15 protein-coding genes are annotated in these 18612 nt (G+C 74.1%); 6 read left to right on the top strand and 9 right to left on the bottom strand.

All coding sequences use genetic code 11. The features are described from left to right. Nucleotides 1-394: 394 nt before the first annotated feature. Entirely contained in the window at nt 395-1060 is a 666-nt protein-coding gene (locus ACF1ED_RS00195) for an HNH endonuclease (protein WP_391756104.1), read from the top strand. Here the strand turns inward: ACF1ED_RS00195 and ACF1ED_RS00190 are convergent. Then, nucleotides 996-2198: an MFS transporter gene (locus ACF1ED_RS00190; RefSeq protein WP_391756783.1), complete on the bottom strand. Its 1203-nt coding sequence runs from the start codon at nt 2196-2198 to the stop codon at nt 996-998. The genes ACF1ED_RS00195 and ACF1ED_RS00190 overlap by 65 nt on opposite strands. 174 nt (nt 2199-2372) lie before the next feature. Between ACF1ED_RS00190 and ACF1ED_RS00185 the strand changes: the two genes are divergently transcribed. Further along, nucleotides 2373-3365, top strand: a complete 993-nt coding sequence (locus ACF1ED_RS00185) for an ArsR family transcriptional regulator (protein ID WP_391756103.1) — start codon at nt 2373-2375, stop codon at nt 3363-3365. On the opposite strand, the gene ACF1ED_RS00180 is transcribed toward ACF1ED_RS00185, so the two are convergent. After that, nucleotides 3362-3766 (bottom strand): hypothetical protein, encoded by a 405-nt coding sequence (locus ACF1ED_RS00180; protein WP_391756102.1) that lies wholly within the window; start codon nt 3764-3766, stop codon nt 3362-3364. The genes ACF1ED_RS00185 and ACF1ED_RS00180 overlap by 4 nt on opposite strands. A 135-nt stretch (nt 3767-3901) precedes the next feature. Beyond that, entirely contained in the window at nt 3902-5689 is a 1788-nt protein-coding gene (gcl, locus tag ACF1ED_RS00175) for a glyoxylate carboligase (RefSeq protein ID WP_391756101.1), read from the bottom strand. A 391-nt stretch (nt 5690-6080) separates the two neighbouring features. On the opposite strand from gcl, the gene ACF1ED_RS00170 reads away from it, so the two are divergent. The 3 genes from ACF1ED_RS00170 to ACF1ED_RS00160 all read left to right on the top strand — a co-directional run bounded on the left by ACF1ED_RS00170 (nt 6081) and on the right by ACF1ED_RS00160 (nt 8376). Then, nucleotides 6081-6962: a hypothetical protein gene (locus tag ACF1ED_RS00170; RefSeq protein WP_391756782.1), complete on the top strand. Its 882-nt coding sequence runs from the start codon at nt 6081-6083 to the stop codon at nt 6960-6962. A 90-nt stretch (nt 6963-7052) separates the two neighbouring features. Further along, nucleotides 7053-7817: a TIGR04222 domain-containing membrane protein gene (locus tag ACF1ED_RS00165; protein WP_391756100.1), complete on the top strand. Its 765-nt coding sequence runs from the start codon at nt 7053-7055 to the stop codon at nt 7815-7817. 19 nt (nt 7818-7836) lie between these two features. After that, complete coding sequence (locus ACF1ED_RS00160; RefSeq protein ID WP_391756099.1) at nt 7837-8376, top strand: GNAT family N-acetyltransferase; 540 nt, start codon at nt 7837-7839, stop codon at nt 8374-8376. Here ACF1ED_RS00160 and ACF1ED_RS00155 read toward each other — a convergent pair. After that, nucleotides 8373-9968, bottom strand: a complete 1596-nt coding sequence (locus tag ACF1ED_RS00155; protein WP_391756098.1) for an AMP-binding protein — start codon at nt 9966-9968, stop codon at nt 8373-8375. The genes ACF1ED_RS00160 and ACF1ED_RS00155 overlap by 4 nt on opposite strands. Then, a complete protein-coding gene (locus ACF1ED_RS00150) occupies nt 9965-11647 on the bottom strand; it encodes an AMP-binding protein (RefSeq protein ID WP_391756097.1) in 1683 nt (560 codons plus the stop codon). Before ACF1ED_RS00150 ends, ACF1ED_RS00155 begins: the two co-directional genes overlap by 4 nt. Before the next feature lie 96 nt (nt 11648-11743). On the opposite strand from ACF1ED_RS00150, the gene ACF1ED_RS00145 reads away from it, so the two are divergent. Beyond that, complete coding sequence (locus tag ACF1ED_RS00145) at nt 11744-12565, top strand: LuxR C-terminal-related transcriptional regulator (RefSeq protein WP_391756096.1); 822 nt, start codon at nt 11744-11746, stop codon at nt 12563-12565. 440 nt (nt 12566-13005) lie between these two features. Here the strand turns inward: ACF1ED_RS00145 and ACF1ED_RS00140 are convergent, their stop codons facing one another. The 4 genes from ACF1ED_RS00140 to kdpA are packed head-to-tail and all read right to left on the bottom strand — an operon-like array spanning nt 13006 to nt 18604. Continuing rightward, nucleotides 13006-14118, bottom strand: coding sequence for a winged helix DNA-binding domain-containing protein (locus tag ACF1ED_RS00140; protein ID WP_391756095.1), 1113 nt, complete (start codon nt 14116-14118; stop codon nt 13006-13008). Between the two features lie 39 nt (nt 14119-14157). Continuing rightward, nucleotides 14158-14832, bottom strand: coding sequence for a potassium-transporting ATPase subunit C (locus tag ACF1ED_RS00135; RefSeq protein WP_391756094.1), 675 nt, complete (start codon nt 14830-14832; stop codon nt 14158-14160). Nucleotides 14833-14837: 5 nt separating this feature from the next. Then, nucleotides 14838-16943, bottom strand: coding sequence for a potassium-transporting ATPase subunit KdpB (gene kdpB, locus ACF1ED_RS00130; RefSeq protein WP_391756093.1), 2106 nt, complete (start codon nt 16941-16943; stop codon nt 14838-14840). Next, the gene (gene kdpA, locus ACF1ED_RS00125; RefSeq protein ID WP_391756092.1) at nt 16940-18604 is read right to left on the bottom strand and encodes a potassium-transporting ATPase subunit KdpA; all 1665 of its coding nucleotides are present in this window, start codon (nt 18602-18604) and stop codon (nt 16940-16942) included. The genes kdpB and kdpA overlap by 4 nt, the downstream gene beginning before the upstream one ends. Between the last annotated feature and the right edge of the window lie 8 nt (nt 18605-18612).

Below are 18612 nucleotides of genomic sequence, written 5' to 3'. Positions count from 1 at the left end.
TGAGGGGTGGCCGGTGTTCATGGACAGCGTGAGACCGCGGTGGCCGCGAGCCAGTGCGGTGGCCAGGACGCCAGGCCCCCTTCCAGACCTGAAGGAAGGGACCGGCCGAAGCGTCCGCCGTGGCCGCCGCGGTCCCCACGCCCTCCCCTCCAGGGGGAGCACACGGACTCCGCCCGGCGGTGCGAACGTCCTGTCGCGCCAGCCTCGCACCGTCGGGCGGTCACCGGACGAGAGCGCGGAACCAGGTTTACGGTCCCTGGTTCCGCGCTCTTTCGCCGTGCGGGCGCACCCCCCGACACCGCATCGTTTCTGCGGTGAAGATCCGCACCCGCTCGGCGGAGCGCACCGCGATTCGGCCCCCGTGCGCCCCCGGGGCCGCGCTATCCAGCCGTACGTGATCAAGAACCTGATGCGCGGGCTCGTCCCGCTCGCCCTCGTCCTGTCCCCGCTCGCCGCCCCCGTCCCGGCCGCCTCCGCCGGCGTCCAGCTCTTTCCCGACGCGCTCGCCGAACTGACCGAGGCCACCGAGGGCCCGCAGGGGTACCAGGAGTCGGCCTTCCCCCACTGGGACGGGGGCCTCGACGCCACCGACGGCTGCGACACCCGCGCCGAGGTGCTGCTCGCCGAGGCCGTCGAGGCGCCCGTCGTCGGCGACGGCTGCGCCCTGACCGGCGGCCGGTGGACCTCGTACTACGACGGCCAGAGCGTCACCGACCCGGCCCTGCTCCGCGTCGACCACCTCGTCCCCCTGGCGGAGGCGTGGGCCTCGGGCGCGTCCGGCTGGACGGCGGCCCGGCGGGCGGCGTTCGCCAACGACCAGGGCGCCGCGGCCGGTCTGGTCGCCGTCACCGCCCGCAGCCAGAAGGCCAAGGCCGGACAGGACCCGGCGGAGTGGGTGCCCGACGGCAGCGCCGCCTACTGCCGCTACGTCGGCGAGTGGGTGGGCACCAAGCTGCGCTGGGGGCTCACGGTGGACAAGGACGAGATGGAGGCGCTCAAGCTGTTCGCCGACGGGCCGTGCGAGGAGACCGTGGTGCTGCGCTCGACAGCCCCGCGGTGAGGGCGGCGGTGACGGCGAGCGAGGCCGCCGCGAGGAGGGCCATCGCCGTCGCCGGCGAGGTGAGCTGGGCGAGTCCGCCCGCCAGGGCCGCCGCGAGGCCCTGGCAGGCGAGCATCCCCGAGCCGTGCAGGCCGAGCGCGTGCCCGCTCGACTCCTCCGGGACGAGCGCGAGCAGCCGCTCCTGGTACAGCAGGCTCGCGCCGTAGCCGACCGCGGAGACGGCCACGGCCGCCGCCGCCACCGCCCGCGGCAGCCCCGTACCGAGCGCGAAGAGCAGGTACGGGGCCGCCAGCAGGGCCTGGAGGGGTGCGGCGAGCCGCGTCCGCAGCCGCGCCGGCACGAACCGGCCGACGACGGTGTCCCCCGCCAGCATGCCGACGGCGGCGCAGGCGAAGAGCAGGCCCGCGCGGTCGGGGGCGTACGCGACGAAGAGCGCCTCGCAGCCGACGATCAGCCCGTTCGGCACCCACAGCGCGAGGTACAGCAGCCGGCGGGGCCGGTCGGCGAGCAGCCGGGCGTTGGCGCGCCAGGTCTCGGCGGGCGAGGGACGCCCGGCGGCGCGGGGCGGGCGGGCGGTGAGCCCGAAGCGGTAGAGGAGCGCGGCGAGCAGGTAGAGGGCGGCGCCCGCGAGGAGGGTGCCGCGCGGGGAGAGCACGGCCAGGAGCACGCCGCCGGCGGCGAAGCCGGCGATCTGGCAGAGGCCGACCGCCATGTTCATCACCGCGCGCCCGAGCAGGTACCGCTCGCGGGGCACGATCTCGCCGAGCAGCCCGAGCCGCACTCCCCCGCCGAGCGAGCCGACGACCCCGAGCACGGCCAGGAGCCCGAAGGCGGCGCCGAGCGGCATCCCGGGCAGGGCCTGGACGGCCGTCCCCGCCGCGAAGACGACCGCGACGACGGCGAGCGCGGTACGGGGCGGCAGCCGGTCGGCCGCGGACAGCAGCGTGGTGGCGCCGAGCAGCTGCGCCAGCGAGGGCCCGAACATCGCGAGGGCGCTGAGCAGCGGCGACCCGGTGGCCCGGAACACGAGCGTGGCCAGCCCGAGCCCGGCGACGGTCTGCGCGGCGACCTGCGCGGACCCGGCGAGGAAGAGGGGCGTGAACTCGGGCGTGCGGAGCAGGTCGCGGTAGCGGGGCATGGCGGAGGCCCCGGACAGGGGCGGGGAAAGGGGCATGCCGGGATTCTGGGGAGCCCCCGCGCGCGCCGGTAATGTTTCGCGGGAGGGCGAAAGCTCGCGGGCGCGGAAGGCCCTGGAGGCGGAGGACCGGGAGGGCCGGAGAGGGCCCGGAGGACCGGAGAGGGCGGGGCGCGCGTGGGGTGGTGGCGGATCGGGGCGGACACGCTCGCGGGCGGCAGGTTCGTCGTCTCGCCGCTCGCCGAGACCGTCGCGGCGCTGAAGGCGCTGCGCGCGGAGCGGGCCGGGCATCCGGGCGAGCGGGCGTGGCTGGCGGAGCACCTGCCGGCGTACCGGGCGCGGATCGCGGCGGAACCGCTGGACGGGCTGCTGCTCCGGGCGGCGATCAGCTCCACCTGGAACGCGGACTTCCTGACGCCCACCCCGCCGGGCGACGGCGAGCGGAGCTTCGAGGAGGAGGTGGCGGTGGTCCGCGCCACCGAACCGGCCGTCGCGCTCGCCGATCTGGAGGTCACGCTCGCCGGCCCCGTGCCGGAGCCGCTGGCCTCGGCGCGCGATCTGCCGGGGCGGCTCGCGGAGCTCCTGGAGTGGGTGTGGCGGGAGACGGTGCTGCCGGAGTGGCCGCGCCGGCGGCGGGTGATGGAGGCCGATGTGACGGCCAGGACCGCGCGGCTGGCGCGGAACGGCTGGGCGGCGGCGCTGGACGAGCTGTGCCCGGGGAGGACCCGCTGGCTGGGCGACGGCAGGATCCAGGTCAACGCCCGCGACTATCCGCCGCGTTCGGTCGACGGCGGGCGGCTGCTGCTGGTTCCGGTGACGCCGGCGACGGGCTGGGTGTCCTGGGACGTGTCGCGGGAGGGGGACGAGCGGTACGCGATCGTCTATCCCTGCGCGGGAGTTCTGGCGGGCGGGGCGGGCCCGGCGGTCCCGCAGGCGCTGGGCGCGCTCCTGGGCCCGGCCCGGGCCGGCGTGCTGCTGCGTCTCGAATCGCCGCTCTCCACCAGCCAGTTGGTCGCGCTGACCGGGCAGGGGCTGGGTTCGGTGGGGCGCCACCTGAAGGTGCTGCACGACGCCGGGCTGGTGCGGCGCGGACGGGCGGGGCGCTCGGTGCTGTACCAGTGGACGGAGGCGGGGGCCGTGCTCGTGCGGGCGCGGCCGGGCGGATCCTAGAAGCCGGCCCAGGCGCGCAGGCGTTCGCCGAGGACGACGTCGTGCGGGAGGGACGCGAGGGCGGCGGCGTCGGCGGGTACGCCCTGGCGGGTGAGGCGGTCGGCGAGGGCTCCCCAGTGGGCGGCCTCCGCCCGCTCCCGGGTCTCGTCGCCGTAGGGCTCGTCGGGGCCGACGACCGTGCGGGCGGTCTCCGCCACGGATTCCGCCGTGAGGAAGTCCCTGATCGCGACGTCGCCCACGACGCTCTCGGCCCAGCCCCGGTCGTCGAGGAGGACCAGGGCGCGTCCGTCGGAGAGTTCGGCCTCCAGCCGGGCCGACGCGTCCAGCTGCCGGCCGGTGGTGCGGGCCTCGTTCAGCTCGACGTGGGTGACCAGGCGGGTCACGGTGGGCACGGCGCTCATGGTGCTCTCCTCGTCCGGGGCGGGGATCCGCCCCGCGGGGCTCCACGCTAACGCGGCGCGCCCGCCCGCACCCGTCACGTGGACGACGGGTGCGGGCGGGCGCGGGCGCGGGCGGGCCGGGAAGGGCCCGGGCGGTCAGACCGCGAGCGGCTTGATCGCGGTGGGCGCGTGGCCCGGCTCGGTGGCCAGGTCCTCGAACTCGGTGACGTCGCTCATGTCGACGGTCTTGCTCATCGCGATGTTGGTGATGCGCTCCAGGATCGCCTCGACGACGACCGGGACCTGGAACTCGACGGCCATCTTCTTGGCCCGCTCCAGGGCCTCGCCCAGCTCGGCCGGGTCCTCGACGCGGATCGCCTTGACGCCGAGGCCCTCGGCGACCTTGACGTGGTCGACGCCGTAGACGCCGATCTCGGGGGTGTTGATGTTCTCGAACTCGAGGTTGACCTCGAAGTTGATGCCGAGGCCGCCCTGCGCCTGCCGGATGAGGCCGAGGTAGGCGTTGTTCACGAGGACGTGGACGTAGGGGACCTTGTGCTGGGCGGCGACCGCCAGCTCCTCGATCATGAACTGGAAGTCGTAGTCGCCGGAGAGCGCGACGACCGGGGTCTCCGGGTCGGCGGTGGCGGCGCCGATGGCGGCGGGGATGGTCCAGCCGAGCGGGCCGGCCTGGCCGCAGTTGATCCAGTGGCGCGGCTTGTAGACGTGGAGGAACTGCGCGGCGGCGATCTGGGAGAGGCCGATGGTGGTGACGTACCGGGTCTCCGGGCCGAAGGCCTTGTTCATCTCCTCGTAGACGCGCTGCGGCTTGATCGGCACGTCGTCGAAGTGCGTGCGGCGCTGGAGGGTGGCCTTGCGCTCCTGCGCGGAGGCGGCCCAGGCGGTGAAGTCGGGGAGCTTGCCCTCGGCCTTCCACTCCTTGGCGATGGCGACGAAGAGCTCCAGGGCGGCCTTGGCGTCGGAGGCGATGCCGTAGTCCGGCGCGAAGATCTTGCCGAGCTGGGTGGGCTCGATGTCGACGTGGACGAACTTCCGGCCGGCCGTGTAGGCGTCGAGGTTGTAGCCGGTGTGGCGGTTGGCCCAGCGGTTGCCGATGCCGATGACGACGTCGGACTCCAGGAAGGTCGCGTTGCCGTAGCGGTGCGCGGTCTGGACGCCGACCATGCCGGCGGCGAGCTCGTGGTCGTCCGGGATGGTGCCCCAGCCCATGAGGGTGGAGATGACCGGGATGTTCGTCAGCTCGGCGAACTCGACGAGGAGGTCGGTGGCGTCGGCGTTGATGATGCCGCCGCCGGCGACGATCAGCGGGCGCTCGGACTCCAGGAGGAAGCTCAGCGCCTTCTCGGCCTGGGCGCGGGTCGCGGACGGCTTGTAGACCGGCAGCGGCTCGTAGGTCTCGGGGTCGAACTCGATCTCGGTGAGCTGGACGTCGATCGGCAGGTCGATGAGGACCGGGCCGGGACGGCCGGAGCGCATCAGGTGGAAGGCCTGCTGGAAGACGCCGGGGACCTGCGCGGCCTCCAGGACGGTGGTGGCCGCCTTGGTGACGGGCTTGGCGATCGCGGCGATGTCGACGGCCTGGAAGTCCTCCTTGTGGAGCTTCGAGACCGGGGCCTGGCCGGTGATGCACAGGATCGGGATGGAGTCGGCGATCGCCGAGTACAGGCCGGTGATCATGTCGGTGCCGGCGGGGCCGGAGGTACCGATGCAGACGCCGATGTTGCCGGCCTTGGCGCGGGTGTAGCCCTCGGCCATGTGGGAGGCGCCCTCGACGTGGCGGGCCAGCGTGTGGCTGACGCCGCCGACGTTCTTGAGCTCGCGGTAGAAGGGGTTGATCGCCGCGCCGGGCACGCCGAACGCGTTGGTGACGCCTTCGCGCTTGAGGATCTCAACGGCCGCTGCGGCGGCGGTCATACGAGGCATGGGAGTGCTCCTGCTTCGGCCGGTCGGTCGCAGGACCCGGGCGGGCCGCCCGATCCTGTTTCCGTAATGCGGAAGAACTGTTCTGCTATACGGAAGCAATGTAGGTCGGGGTCGGGAAGCCGTCAAGGGACCGACCGTCAGGCGGGCACCCGCGGACCCCTACGGCCCCCTCCCGATGGCCGAAGTCGCACCCCCGCGCGGCCGGATTGGTGGACGATGGGAGGACGGGAAGAGGGGGTTCGGTGTGGGTGAGTCGGTGTCGGTGCGCTGCCCGGAGTGCCGCCGGAGTCATACGTACGCGGCCCCCGTCCTCCCCTGTGCCTGCGGCAGCCCCGTCGCCGCGCCGCTGCTCCCGGGCGCGCCCGCCGAACCGATCCGGCACCGGACCTGGCTGGACGCGTGGGTCACCGTGCGCTGCGCCGACTGCGGCCGCGAGGACGAGTGGCCGCAGCCGGAGCTGGGCTGCGCCTGCGGGGCGGTGCTGCGGATCCCGGTCGCCCCGGTCGAAGACCCGTCGGGGGCGCCCGCCGCGGCCACCGGGCCGGCCGGCCCGCCCGAGGAGGGGTACGGCTCCGAGCGGCACGGTCCCGGGGCGTACGCGCCGGACGGCTCCGCGGGCCCCGGGCCCCTCGGCGCCCCCGCCGGCCCCTTCGCCGTCCCGGCCGGCGAGGTCCCGGAGGAGGAACGCGGCGAGACCCGCGGCGGTGACGGCGGCGGTGGCCGGAGCGGTGACCTGCCGGGCGAGGAGAGCGCCGGCGAGCGGCCCGCGGCGCCCGCCGCACCCGCCCCGCCCGTCTCCGACTGGTTCGGGGCGCCGCCCCGGTCCTTCGCCGAGCGCTACCCCGCGCACATCCCGCTGCCGCCGACCGCGCCGCGGCCCGCCCCGGTGCGGGGCGCGTTCCGTCCGGTGACGATCAGGACGGCGCGGGACGCGGTCGCCGCGGCGGCCTCGTACCTGCACTGGCTCGGCTTCCGGGAGATCGTGCAGCCGGAGGACCGGCACTCCTCCGGGGTGGACCTGCGCGGGCCCGGGCTCGTCGCCCAGATCGACCCCAGCACCCGGCCCGCCGGACTGCGGGCCGTGGAGTGCCTGTGGCTGAACGGCCTCAGCGCCTCCGCCGTCGGCGTCTTCTTCTCGCTCGCCGGATACACCCCCGAGGCCCGGTCCCGCGCCGCCGAGATAGGGCTGCCGCTCTTCGTCCTCGACCTCACCGGCACCCCGCAGCCCGTGAACGACGCGGCCGACGAACTGACGTCGGGCGGCGCCGTCTGACCCGTACCGGACCGTCCGTGCGAACGGATCCGGCCATCCACGCGTGATGATCACGCTCCCCCGGGCAGAAACACCCTGGGGGTGGACGGCATGGGGACGGGGACGTGGTGGTTCACGGCGGCGGCCTGCGCCGCCTGGGCCGAACTGCTGGTGGCGGCGGCGCTGCTGCGCGCACGCGGCGGCGCCGGTACGGGCTCCGCGGGCGCGGCGCCCGGGCCGGAGGCGCTGGCCCTGCTGCGGGGCGGGCGGCGGGCCGCGGTGACGGTCGCGCTGGTCGCGCTGCACCAGCGCGGGGCGGTCGCGGCGGGACGCAAACACACGATTCGGGCCAACGGCGGACCGGGCAGGACCCGGGACCCCGTCCAGCTCGGCGTCCACCGCTCGCTGCGCAACGCCCTGGCGCTGCCGGCGCTCGCCCTGCGTCCCGAGGCGCGCCGGGCGGTCGACGGCCTGCGGGCCGAGCTGGGGCGCACCGGGCTGCTGCGCCCGCCGGGGCGCCGCCGCACCGCCCGGCTGCTGCTGGCCGCGGCCCCCGTCACGCTCGCCGCCGGGCTGCTCGCCGGTGCCGGCGCGGGGGGCGGGCCGGGGCTCGCGCCCGTCCTGGCCGCCGGGGCGCCGGTCCTCCCGGCCGCCCTCGCGCTGTGGCGGCTGCCGCCCGCGACCCGGGCCGCCCGGCGGCTGCTGGCCGAGCTGCGGGAGCGGCACCCGCTGCCCGCGCACCGGCACGAGGTGACGGACGGCCGCCTGGTCCAGCTGTACGTGGCGCTCTACGGCGACCCCGCGCTGGCCCTGTTCCTGCCGCGCTTCTCCCGCGACGGGGGCCTGTTCGGCCGCCGGACGCCCGGCGGGCGCTGAGCCCGGGCCATACTGGCGCATGCGCATCAGAGCGGCCTCACCGGCCGAACTCCCGCTGCTCCGGTCCATCGAGCGCGCGGCGGGCGAACCCTTCCGGAACCTCGGGATGGCGGCGATCGCCGACGACGAACCCCTGCCGCTGGACGTGCTGGAGGGGTACCGGTCCGCGGGCCGGGCGTGGGTGGCGGCCGACGGGACCGACCGGCCCGTCGCGTACCTGCTCGCGGACACCGTCGACGGCGCCGCCCACATCGAGCAGGTCTCCGTCCACCCGGACGCGGCCCGCCGGGGCGTCGGCCGGGCACTGATCGAACACCTGGCGGAGGCCGCCCGGGAGCGGGGCCTGACGGCCCTGACCCTGACGACCTTCACCCAGGTGCCGTGGAACGCCCCCTACTACGCCCGGCTCGGCTTCCGCCCGCTCACCGACACCGACCCGGGCCTGACCGACGGCCTGCGCGCCATCATCCGCGCCGAGGCCGCCCACGGCCTGGCCGCCTGGCCCCGCGTCTGCATGAGGCGCGAGCTGGAGCGGCCCACCGCGCGGGCCGCGCCCTAGACCCCGTACCGCTCCCTGAGTTCGATCTTGCGGACCTTGCCGCTGACCGTCATCGGGAACTCGGTGAGGATCTCGACGCGGCGCGGGACCTTGTAGTGGGCGAGGCGGTCGCGGCAGAAGGCGGTGAGTTCGTCGAGGGTGGGCGGGTCGGCCGGGTCGCGCGGGATCACGCAGGCCAGGATCTCCTCGCCGTACCGCTCGTCGGGGACGCCGACGACCTGCACGTCGGCGATCTTGGGGTGCCCGTACAGGAACTCCTCGATCTCGCGCGGGTACACGTTCTCGCCGCCCCGGATGATCATGTCCTTGATGCGGCCGACGATCTGGACGTAGCCGTCCTCGCGCAGCACGGCCAGGTCTCCGGTGTGCATCCAGCGGCCCGCGTCGACGACCTCGGCGGTCTTCGCGGGCTCGTCCCAGTAGCCGAGCATCACGCTGTAGCCGCGGGTGCACAGCTCGCCCGCCGTGCCGCGCGGCACGGTGAGGCCGGTGGCCGGGTCGACCACCTTCACCTCGATGTGCGGCAGGGCCCGGCCGACGGTGCCGGTGCGCCGCTCCAGGTCGTCGTCGCGGCGGGTCTGGGTGGAGACCGGCGAGGTCTCCGTCATGCCGTAACAGATCGACACCTCCGCCATGTTCATCTCGGCGACCACCCGCTTCATCACCTCCACCGGGCACGGCGAGCCCGCCATGATGCCGGTGCGCAGCGTGGAGAGGTCGTACGCGGCGAAGTCGGGGAGGTTCAGCTCCGCGATGAACATGGTCGGGACGCCGTACAGGGAGGTGCAGCGCTCCTCCTGGACGGCGCGGAGCGTCGCGGCCGGGTCGAAGGACGGGGCCGGGATGACGATGCAGGCGCCGTGCGAGGTGGCCGCGAGATTGCCCATGACCATGCCGAAGCAGTGGTAGAAGGGCACCGGTACGCAGATCCGGTCCCGCTCGGTGTAGGCGATCATCTCGCCCACGAAGTAGCCGTTGTTGAGGATGTTGTGGTGGGAGAGGGTGGCGCCCTTCGGGAAGCCGGTGGTGCCCGAGGTGTACTGGATGTTGACCGGCTCGTCGGCGGAGAGCGGCTCGGGGACGAGACCTCCCGACGGGCGGGCCGCGAACTCCTCCCAGCTCGCGTCGTCGAAGTACACCGTCTCGCGCAGCTCCGGGCATTCGGCCCGGACCTCCTCGACCATCGCCCGGTAGTCGCTGGTCTTGTGCGCGAGCGAGGCGAAGAGCATCGAGATCCCCGACTGGCGCAGCACGAAGCCGAGTTCGTGGGCGCGGTAGGCCGGGTTGATGGTGACCATGACGGCGCCGACGCGGGCGGTGGCGTACTGGACGAGGACCCACTCGGCGCGGTTCACCGCCCAGATGCCGACCCGGTCGCCCTTGCGGACGCCGCTGCCGAGGAGCGCGCCCGCGATCCGGTCGACGTCGGCGCCGAACTCGGCGTAGGTCCAGCGGCGTCCGGCGGCCACGTCGACCAGGGCCTCGCGGTCGGGCCAGGCGGCGACGGTCCGGTCGAGGTCGGCGCCGATGGTGTCGCCGAGCAGCGGGGTGTCCGCCACCCCGTGGGCGTAGGAGGGTTCCGTGCCGGTCATGCCAGGTCTCCTTCGGTGAACTCCGGGCCCGTGGCGTCCCCTTCGGCGGTGAGGCGGCGCAGCTCGACCCGCCGGATCTTGCCGGACACGGTCTTCGGCAGTTCGGCGAACTCGACGCGGCGGACCCGCTTGTACGGGGCGAGCACGGCCCGCGAGTGGGCGAAGAGGGCCCGCGCGGTCTCCGCGTCCGGCTTGAAGCCCTCGGCGAGGACGACGTACGCCTTGGGGACGGCGAGCCGCAGCGGGTCGGGGGCGGGGACGACGGCGGCCTCGGCGACGGCCTCGTGCTCCAGGAGCGCGCTCTCCAGCTCGAAGGGGCTGATCTTGTAGTCGGATGCCTTGAAGACGTCGTCGGCCCGGCCCACGTAGTGGATGTAGCCGTCCTCGTCGCGGGTGCCGATGTCGCCGGTGCGGTAGTAGCCGCCGGCCATCGCCTCGGCCGTCTTGTCCGGGTCGCCGTGGTAGCCGGTCATCAGGCCCACCGGGTGGGTGGACAGGTCGAGGCAGATCTCGCCCTCCTCGGCGTCCGGCCGGCCGGTCACCGGGTCGACGAGGGTGACGGTGTAGCCGGGGCTGGGACGGCCCATCGAGCCCTCCTTGAGCCGCTGGCCGGGGCTGTTGGAGACCTGGACGGCGGTCTCGGTCTGGCCGAAGCCGTCGCGGATGGTGACGCCCCAGGCGCGCCGCACCGCCTCGATGACCTCCGGGTTCAGCGGCTCGCCGGCGGCGACGACCTCGCGCGGCGGGGTGACCAGCCGGCCGGGGTCGGACTGGATGAGCATCCGCCACACGGTGGGCGGGGCGCAGAAGGACGTGACGCCGTGGCGGTCCATCTCGGTCATCAGCCGGCCCGCGTCGAAGCGCGTGTAGTTGTGGATGAAGACGGTCGCCTCGGCGTTCCAGGGGGCGAAGAGGTTGGACCAGGCGTGCTTGGCCCAGCCGGGCGAGGAGATGTTGAGGTGCACGTCGCCGGGCTTGAGGCCGATCCAGTACATGGTCGCCAGGTGGCCCACCGGGTACGAGGTGTGGGTCTGCTCGACGAGCTTGGGGCGGGCGGTGGTGCCGGAGGTGAAGTAGAGCATCAGGGTGTCGTGGGCGAGGGTGACGCCGTCGGGCTCGAAGACGTCCGACTCGCGGGCGGCGTGTTCGTACCCCAGCCAGTTCACCCCGTCGCCGCCGATCGCGACGCGGGTGTAGTCGCCGGGCACGTCGGCGAACTTCTCCGTGTCCTCGGCGCGGACGATCACGTGGCGGGCGTGGCCGCGCTCGACCCGGTCGCGGAGGTCGGCGGGGCCGAGGAGGGGGGTGGCGGGGATGACGACGGCGCGCAGCTTCATCGCGGCGAGCATCGTCTCCCACAGCTCGGTCTGGTTGCCCAGCATCACGATGATCCGGTCCCCGGCGCGGACGCCCTGGGCGCGCAGCCAGTTCGCGACCCGGTTGGAGCGGGCGGACATCTCCGCGAAGCTCACCTTCGTCTCGGAGCCGTCCTCCTCGACGATGTGCAGGGCGGTGCGGTCGTTGCCCTCGGCGATGACGTCGAACCACTCCAGCGCCCAGTTGAACCGCTCGGGGCGGGGCCAGGCGAAGCCGCCGTAGGCCGCCTCGTAGTCCTCGCGGTGGCGGAGCAGGAAGTCCCGGGCGGCCCGGAACTCCTCGGTCGCGCTGGTAGCCGTCATGTGTCCTCCTCATTGCGGGACCGGTCCCGCCCATCGTGTAATCGGTGACCCGGGTCTCACTACCCCCGTTCGGGGGTGAAGGAGTGGTGTTCTTCCGTGTCCGAGCGGATCGAAGCGGTGGAGCTGCGCGCCGCGCTGGTGCGGCTGCGGCGCGGCAGCGGGCTGCCGGTGGTCTTCGGCGGCCTCGTGCAGGACGGCGGGCTGCCGCTGCGGATCGCCGAGCTGCACGGGGCGGTGACCCCGGCGCTCCGGGGGCTGACCGTCTCCCCCGGCAACGGCCTGGGCGGGAAGTGCCTGGCGCTGGCCCGGCCCTGCGCGGTCACCGACTACCCGGTGGCCCGGCACATCACCCACGAGTACGACCTGCCGGTGTCGGCGGAGGGCCTGCGGTCGGTGATCGCGGTGCCGGTGGTCGTCCGGCGGCAGGTGCGCGGGGTGCTGTACGGCGCGCTGCGCGACGCGCTGCCGCTCGGCGAGCGGGTCTTCGACGCGGCGGTGGCGGCGGCCCGGGACGTGGAGCAGGCGCTGGTGGTGCGGGACGAGGTGCGGCGCCTGGTGGAGCCGGCGCAGGCGCCCGGCCCGTCGTGGGAGGAGGTGCGGCACGCCTACGGGGAGCTGCGCGCGATGGCCCCGCGGGTGGGGGACCCGGAGCTGCGGGCGCGGCTGCTCGCCGTCTGCGGGCGCCTGGAGTCCGCCACCGGCGCCCCGGCGCCGGTGGCGGGGGTGGCGCTGACCCCGCGCGAGACGGACGTCCTGGCGGCGGTCGCCTCGGGCGCGACGAACGCGGCGGCGGCCCAGCGGCTCGGGCTGCGCCCGGAGACCGTCAAGGGCTACCTGCGCTCGGCGATGCGGAAGCTGGGGGCGCACACCCGGCTGGAGGCGGTGGTGGCGGCCCGACGGGCGGGCGCGCTGCCGTAGGGGCGGGCCTCCTCCAGGGGGCGGTGGGGCGGAAGGGGCCGATGGGGCGGAAGCGGCCGGTGCGGTGGAGGGGCCCGGCCTGACGGAGAGCCCGGTGCGGCGGAAGGCCCGACCTGACGGAGAGCCCGGCCTGGCGGAGAGCCCGGTGCGGCGGAAGGCCCGGCCTGGCGGAAGGCCCGGCACGGCGGAAGGCCCGGCACGGCGGAAGGCCCGGCACGGTGAAAGGCCCGGCGCGGTGGAGGGCCCGGTGCGGCGGAGAGCCCGGTGCGGCGGAAGGCCCGGCCTGGCGGAAGGCCCGGCGCGGTGAAAGGCCCGGCGCGGTGAAAGGCCCGGCGCGGTGAAAGGCCCGGCGCGGTGAAAGGCCCGGCGCGGTGGAGGGCCCGGTGCGGTGGAAGAGGAGGAGACGGCCGGGCCAGGCGTGGGCCGTACGGGGCTCGCGGTCACTCCCCGGTGCGGAAGGCCAGGTCGTAGGCGTCGCCCGCGGGCACGGTGAGACGGAGGATCCGTTCGGCCTCGGCGGTGATCCCGGCGCGGTCGGCGCGGCCGATCCGGCCGAAGGGCTCGACGGTGAGGACGACCCGCCCCTTGGTCTCCTCCAGGTACCAGAGCCCGGCGACGGACCCGTCGAGGAGGAGGACGCGGTGGGCCTGGTTGCCGGTCCAGGTGCGGCCCCGGTGCTCGTCGGGCACGAAGCGGCGCCGGTCGGCGTGCGAGAGCAGCAGGTTGTCGAACTCGGGCAGCAGGCGGGGCGGGGCCGGGACGGAAGCGTCCGGGCGGGGCGCGTCGGGCAGGTCGAAGAGCTCGGTGCCGTCCTCGTCCCTCAGGGCGAGCAGGCGGGGCCGCAGCCGCTCGAAGACGGGCCGCAGCCGGGTCACCCCGCACCAGGTCTGCATGTCCTTGACGGAGGCGGGCCCGAAGGCGCCGAGGTAGCGCAGCACGGTCTCGCCGGCGTCGGCGGGCTCGTACGTCCGCCCGCCGAACCACACGTCGGTGGTGGTCAGCGCGACCTGCCCGCTCCTCCCCCACAGCCCGCGCGGGGTGACCTGGACGAGCGGCAGCAGGCACCGCACGTACATGACCAGGGCCTCGGGGTCGGCTCCCGGCCACTCCCGGAGCAGCCGCTCGCGGATCAGTCCGGGCGTACGGGGCTCCGCCTCGACGAAGTCGCGGGCGAGCGCGCCGAGGCGGTCCAGGTCGACGCCGGCGCCGGCGAGCTTCCCGCCGAAGAGGGCGGTCCCCCGGTCGAGGGCGCCCGGCTGGGCGAAGGCGCGCAGGGCGACGGCGTCGCGGGCGGTGTGGGTGTGGACGGTGGAGCGCAGGGTCGCGATCCGGGCCACGGCCCGGGACTCCATCAGCGCGGACAGCCGCTCGGTCCGGAAGCCGTCGAGGCGGGCGGCGAGGGCGTAGTACGGCGGCTTGGTGTTCTGCGCCTGGAGCCCCAGCAGGTGGTGCACGGCCTCCTCGGGTCCGAGCGGCGAGGGCGTGAGCAGCAGCTGGCGGGCGAGGGTGGCGCGGCCGAGGGCGCGGCGCGAGACCGGGGGAAGCGAGTCCATGAGGCGACGCTACAAGCCCATGAGGACAGATCCTGTCCTCTATGGGCGCCCGGCCGTCAGGTCCTTGAGCGCCGTGTTGAGCGCGAGGACGTTGACGCGGGGTTCGCCGATGAAGCCGAGGATCCGGCCGTCGGTGTGGTCGGCGACGAGCTCGTCCACCCGGGCGACGGTGAGGTGGTTGCGCTCGGCGACGCGGTGGACCTGGAGCCTCGCGTACTCCGGGGAGATGTGCGGGTCGAGGCCGGAGCCGGAGGAGGTGACGGCGTCGGCGGGGACGTCGGAGGGCTTGACCCGGTGGCCGGCTGTGGAGTTGTCCTCGACGACGGCCGCCTTGGCGTCCGTGACCCACCGGATCAGGTCCTCGTTGTCGCCGGAGCGGTTGGTGGCGCCGGAGAGGACGAGCGCGTACCGGGTGTTGACGGAGTTGGTGCCCAGGCCGTGGGAGGGGCGCGGCTGGAACCAGCGGAGGTCGGGGGCCGGGGTCTCCTCGCCGTCCCTGAGCGGCAGGTCGTAGCGCTGGCCGATGAGGGCGGAGCCGACGACCCTGCCGCTCGCGTCCTCGACCTCGGAGCCGTTCGCCCTGCCGGGGAAGGCGAGTTGCGCGGCGCCGGTGACGGCGAGCGGGTAGAGGACGCCGCAGACCGCGGTGAGGACGAGGAGGGCGCGCAGGCCCGCCCAGAGCAGGCGGCCGGTGTTCGCTGCTGAGTCGTTCATCGTGGTCAGCCGATTCCGGGGACGAGGGTGAGGAGCACGTCGATGAGCTTGATGCCGACGAAGGGGGCGATCAGGCCGCCGAGTCCGTAGACCGCGAGGTTGCGGCGGAGCATCGCGTCGGCGCTGGAGGGGCGGTAGCGGACGCCCTTGAGGGCGAGCGGGACGAGGGCGACGATGATCAGCGCGTTGAAGATGACGGCGGAGAGGATCGCGGACTCGGGCGAGTGGAGGCCCATGATGTTGAGCTTGTCGAGCGAGGGGTGGGCGACGGCGAACATCGCGGGGATGACCGCGAAGTACTTCGCCACGTCGTTGGCGATCGAGAAGGTCGTCAACGCGCCTCGGGTGATGAGGAGTTGCTTGCCGATCTCGACGATCTCGATGAGCTTGGTCGGGTCGGAGTCGAGGTCGACCATGTTGCCGGCCTCCTTCGCGGCCGACGTGCCCGTGTTCATCGCCACGCCCACGTCCGCCTGCGCGAGCGCCGGGGCGTCGTTGGTGCCGTCGCCCGTCATCGCGACCAGCTTGCCGCCTGCCTGTTCGCGCTTGATGAGGGCCATCTTGTCCTCGGGGGTGGCCTCGGCGAGGAAGTCGTCGACCCCGGCCTCCTCGGCGATGGCCTTCGCGGTCAGCGGGTTGTCGCCCGTGATCATGACCGTCCTGATGCCCATGCGGCGCAGTTCGTCGAACCGCTCGCGCATGCCCTCCTTGACGACGTCCTTGAGGTGGATGACGCCGAGGACGCGGGCGCCCCGGTCGTCCTTGACGGCGACGAGGAGCGGGGTGCCGCCGGCCCGGGAGATGGCGTCGGCGAGGTCCTGGGCGTCCTCGGCGGCCTCGCCGCCGTGCTCCCGCACCCACGCCACGACGGAGCCGGTGGCGCCCTTGCGGGTCTCGCGTCCGTCGGCGTCGACGCCGGACATGCGGGTCCGGGCGGTGAACTCGATCCACGTCGCGTGGGCGAGTTCGCCCTGGTGGCGCTCGCGCAGGCCGTACTTCTCCGTGGCCAGGGCCACCACCGAACGGCCTTCGGGGGTCTCGTCCGCGAGGGAGGACAGCTGGGCTGCGTCGGCCAGTTCGGCGGCGGTGGTGCCGCGTACGGGGACGAACTCGGCGGCCCGGCGGTTGCCCAGGGTGATCGTGCCCGTCTTGTCGAGGAGCAGCGTCGACACGTCGCCCGCGGCCTCCACCGAGCGGCCCGACGTGGCGAGCACGTTGCGCTGCACGAGCCGGTCCATGCCCGCGATGCCGATCGCGGAGAGCAGGGCGCCGATCGTCGTCGGGATCAGGCAGACGAGGAGCGCGGTGAGGACGATCATCGAGGTCTGCCCGTCGGCGCCCGCGTAGATCGCGAAGGGCTTGAGCGTGACGACGGCGAGCAGGAAGACGATCGTCAGGGAGGCGAGGAGGACGTTCAGCGCGATCTCGTTCGGCGTCTTCTGCCGCGCCGCGCCCTCGACCAGGTTGATCATGCGGTCGATGAAGGTCTCGCCGGGCTTCGTCGTGATCTTGACGACGATCCGGTCGGACAGCACCTTCGTGCCGCCCGTCACCGCGCACCGGTCGCCGCCCGACTCCCGGATGACCGGGGCGGACTCGCCGGTGACGGCCGACTCGTCCACCGACGCCACCCCCTCGACGACGTCGCCGTCGCCGGGGATGACGTCGCCGGCCTCGCAGACGACCAGGTCGCCGACGCGCAGCCCGGTGCCGGGGACCCGCTCCTCGCCGGTCTTCGTGACGCGGCGGGCGACCGTGTCGGTCCTGGCCCTGCGGAGGGTGTCCGCCTGGGCCCTGCCCCGGCCCTCCGCCACCGCCTCGGCGAGGTTGGCGAAGACCGTGGTCAGCCACAGCCAGGCGGTGATCGCCCAGCCGAACCGGTCCCCCGGGTTCCTGACCGCGAGGACCGTGGTGACGACCGAGCCGACCAGCACCACGAACATGACGGGGGACTTCACCATCACGCGCGGGTCGAGCTTCCTGAGCGCGTCCGGGAAGGAGGCGACCAGCTGCCTGGGGTCGAACAGGCCGCCGCCGACGCGTCCGGTCCCGGCGGGCCGTCCGGCGGGTTCCCCCGTCTCCGGGGGCCGGGTGGGAGTGATCGTGCTCATGCTGCGAGCCCTTCGGCGAGCGGTCCCAGCGCGAGGGCCGGGAAGTAGGTGAGACCGGCGATGATCATGATCGTGCCGACCAGCAGGCCCGTGAACAGCGGCTTCTCGGTCCGCAGGGTGCCCGCCGTCTGCGGTACGGGCGTCTGCTCGGCGAGCGAGCCGGCCAGCGCGAGGACGAACACCATCGGCAGGAAGCGGCCCAGCAGCATCGCGATGCCGATGGTCGAGTTGAACCACTGGGTGTCCGCGTTCAGGCCCGCGAAGGCGGAGCCGTTGTTGTTGGCGCCCGAGGTGAAGGCGTACAGGATCTCGGAGAAGCCGTGCGCGCCGGAGTTGGTCATCGAGTGCGCCGGGGTGTCCAGGACGAACGAGGCGGCCGTGAAGCCGAGGACGAGCGCCGGGGTGACGAGGAGGTGGCAGGCGGCGAACTCGATCTCGCGGGTGCCGATCTTCTTGCCCAGGTACTCGGGCGTGCGGCCGACCATCAGACCGGCGACGAAGACGGCGATGACCGCCATGATCAGCATGCCGTACAGCCCCGAGCCGACGCCGCCGGGCGCGATCTCGCCGAGCTGCATGCCCAGCATCGTGATGCCGCCGCCGAAGCCGGTGTACGAGGAGTGGAAGGAGTTCACCGCGCCCGTCGACGTCAGCGTCGTGGCCACCGAGAAGAGCGAGGAGCCGGCGATCCCGAAGCGGGTCTCCTTGCCCTCCATCGCCCCGCCCGCGAGCTCGAACGCCGGTCCCCGGCCCGCGAATTCGGTCCACATCATCAGCGCGGTGAAGCCGATCCAGATCACGGCCATCGTGCCGAGGATCGCGTAGCCCTGCTTCAGCGAGCCGACCATCCGGCCGAAGGTCCGCGTCAGCGCGAAGGGGATGACGAGGATCAGGTAGATCTCGAAGAGGTTGGAGAGCCCGTCGGGGTTCTCGAAGGGGTGGGCGGAGTTGGCGTTGAAGTAGCCGCCGCCGTTGGTGCCCAGCTCCTTGATGACCTCCTGCGAGGCCACCGCGCCGCCGTTCCACTGCTGCGTGCCGCCCGTGAACTGGCCGACCTCGTGGATGCCGGAGAAGTTCTGGATCGCGCCGCAGGCCACCAGGACGAGCGCGCCGATCACCGCCATCGGCAGCAGGATCCGCACGACGCCGCGCACCAGGTCGGCCCAGAAGTTGCCCAGCTCACCCGTGCGGGACCGGGCGAAGCCGCGCACCAGGGCGACCGCGACCGCCATGCCGACCGCCGCCGACACGAAGTTCTGCACCGCCAGGCCGCCGGTCTGCACGACGTGGCCCATGGCCTGCTCGCCGTAGTACGACTGCCAGTTGGTGTTCGCGACGAAGGAGGCGGCCGTGTTGAAGGCCTGGTCCGGGTCGATCGACACGAAGCCGAGCGAGCCCGGCAGCGAGCCCTGCACCCGCTGGAGCAGGTACAGGAAGAGGACGCTCACGGCGGAGAAGGCGAGGACCCCGCGCAGGTACGCCGGCCAGCGCATCTCCACCGACGGGTTCGCGCCGATCGCCTTGTAGACCCACTTCTCGGGCCGCAGGTGCTTCTCCGAGGAGTAGACGCGCGCCATGTGGTCGCCCAGCGGCCGGTACGACAGGCCGAGCGCGGCGACGAGCGCCAGGAGCTGGAGGATCCCAGCCAGGACAGGACTCATATCCGTGC

This window comes from Streptomyces sp. NPDC014656, assembly GCF_043084305.1.
GTDB lineage: Bacteria > Actinomycetota > Actinomycetes > Streptomycetales > Streptomycetaceae > Streptomyces.
Note: the sequence above shows the minus strand (reverse complement) of the source record. Positions and strands in the feature narration are given on the sequence as shown.

What these genes read in the sequence shown, in the direction of transcription:
- ACF1ED_RS00190 (WP_391756783.1), bottom strand. Translation starts at nt 2,198, where the DNA reads ATGCCCCGCTACCGCGACCTGCTCCGCACGCCCGAGTTCACGCCCCTC.
- ACF1ED_RS00180 (WP_391756102.1), bottom strand. Translation starts at nt 3,766, where the DNA reads ATGAGCGCCGTGCCCACCGTGACCCGCCTGGTCACCCACGTCGAGCTG.
- gcl (WP_391756101.1), bottom strand. Translation starts at nt 5,689, where the DNA reads ATGCCTCGTATGACCGCCGCCGCAGCGGCCGTTGAGATCCTCAAGCGC.
- ACF1ED_RS00165 (WP_391756100.1), top strand. Translation starts at nt 7,053, where the DNA reads ATGGGGACGGGGACGTGGTGGTTCACGGCGGCGGCCTGCGCCGCCTGG.
- ACF1ED_RS00160 (WP_391756099.1), top strand. Translation starts at nt 7,837, where the DNA reads ATGCGCATCAGAGCGGCCTCACCGGCCGAACTCCCGCTGCTCCGGTCC.
- ACF1ED_RS00155 (WP_391756098.1), bottom strand. Translation starts at nt 9,968, where the DNA reads ATGACCGGCACGGAACCCTCCTACGCCCACGGGGTGGCGGACACCCCG.
- ACF1ED_RS00150 (WP_391756097.1), bottom strand. Translation starts at nt 11,647, where the DNA reads ATGACGGCTACCAGCGCGACCGAGGAGTTCCGGGCCGCCCGGGACTTC.
- ACF1ED_RS00140 (WP_391756095.1), bottom strand. Translation starts at nt 14,118, where the DNA reads ATGGACTCGCTTCCCCCGGTCTCGCGCCGCGCCCTCGGCCGCGCCACC.
- ACF1ED_RS00135 (WP_391756094.1), bottom strand. Translation starts at nt 14,832, where the DNA reads ATGAACGACTCAGCAGCGAACACCGGCCGCCTGCTCTGGGCGGGCCTG.
- kdpB (WP_391756093.1), bottom strand. Translation starts at nt 16,943, where the DNA reads ATGAGCACGATCACTCCCACCCGGCCCCCGGAGACGGGGGAACCCGCC.
- kdpA (WP_391756092.1), bottom strand. Translation starts at nt 18,604, where the DNA reads ATGAGTCCTGTCCTGGCTGGGATCCTCCAGCTCCTGGCGCTCGTCGCC.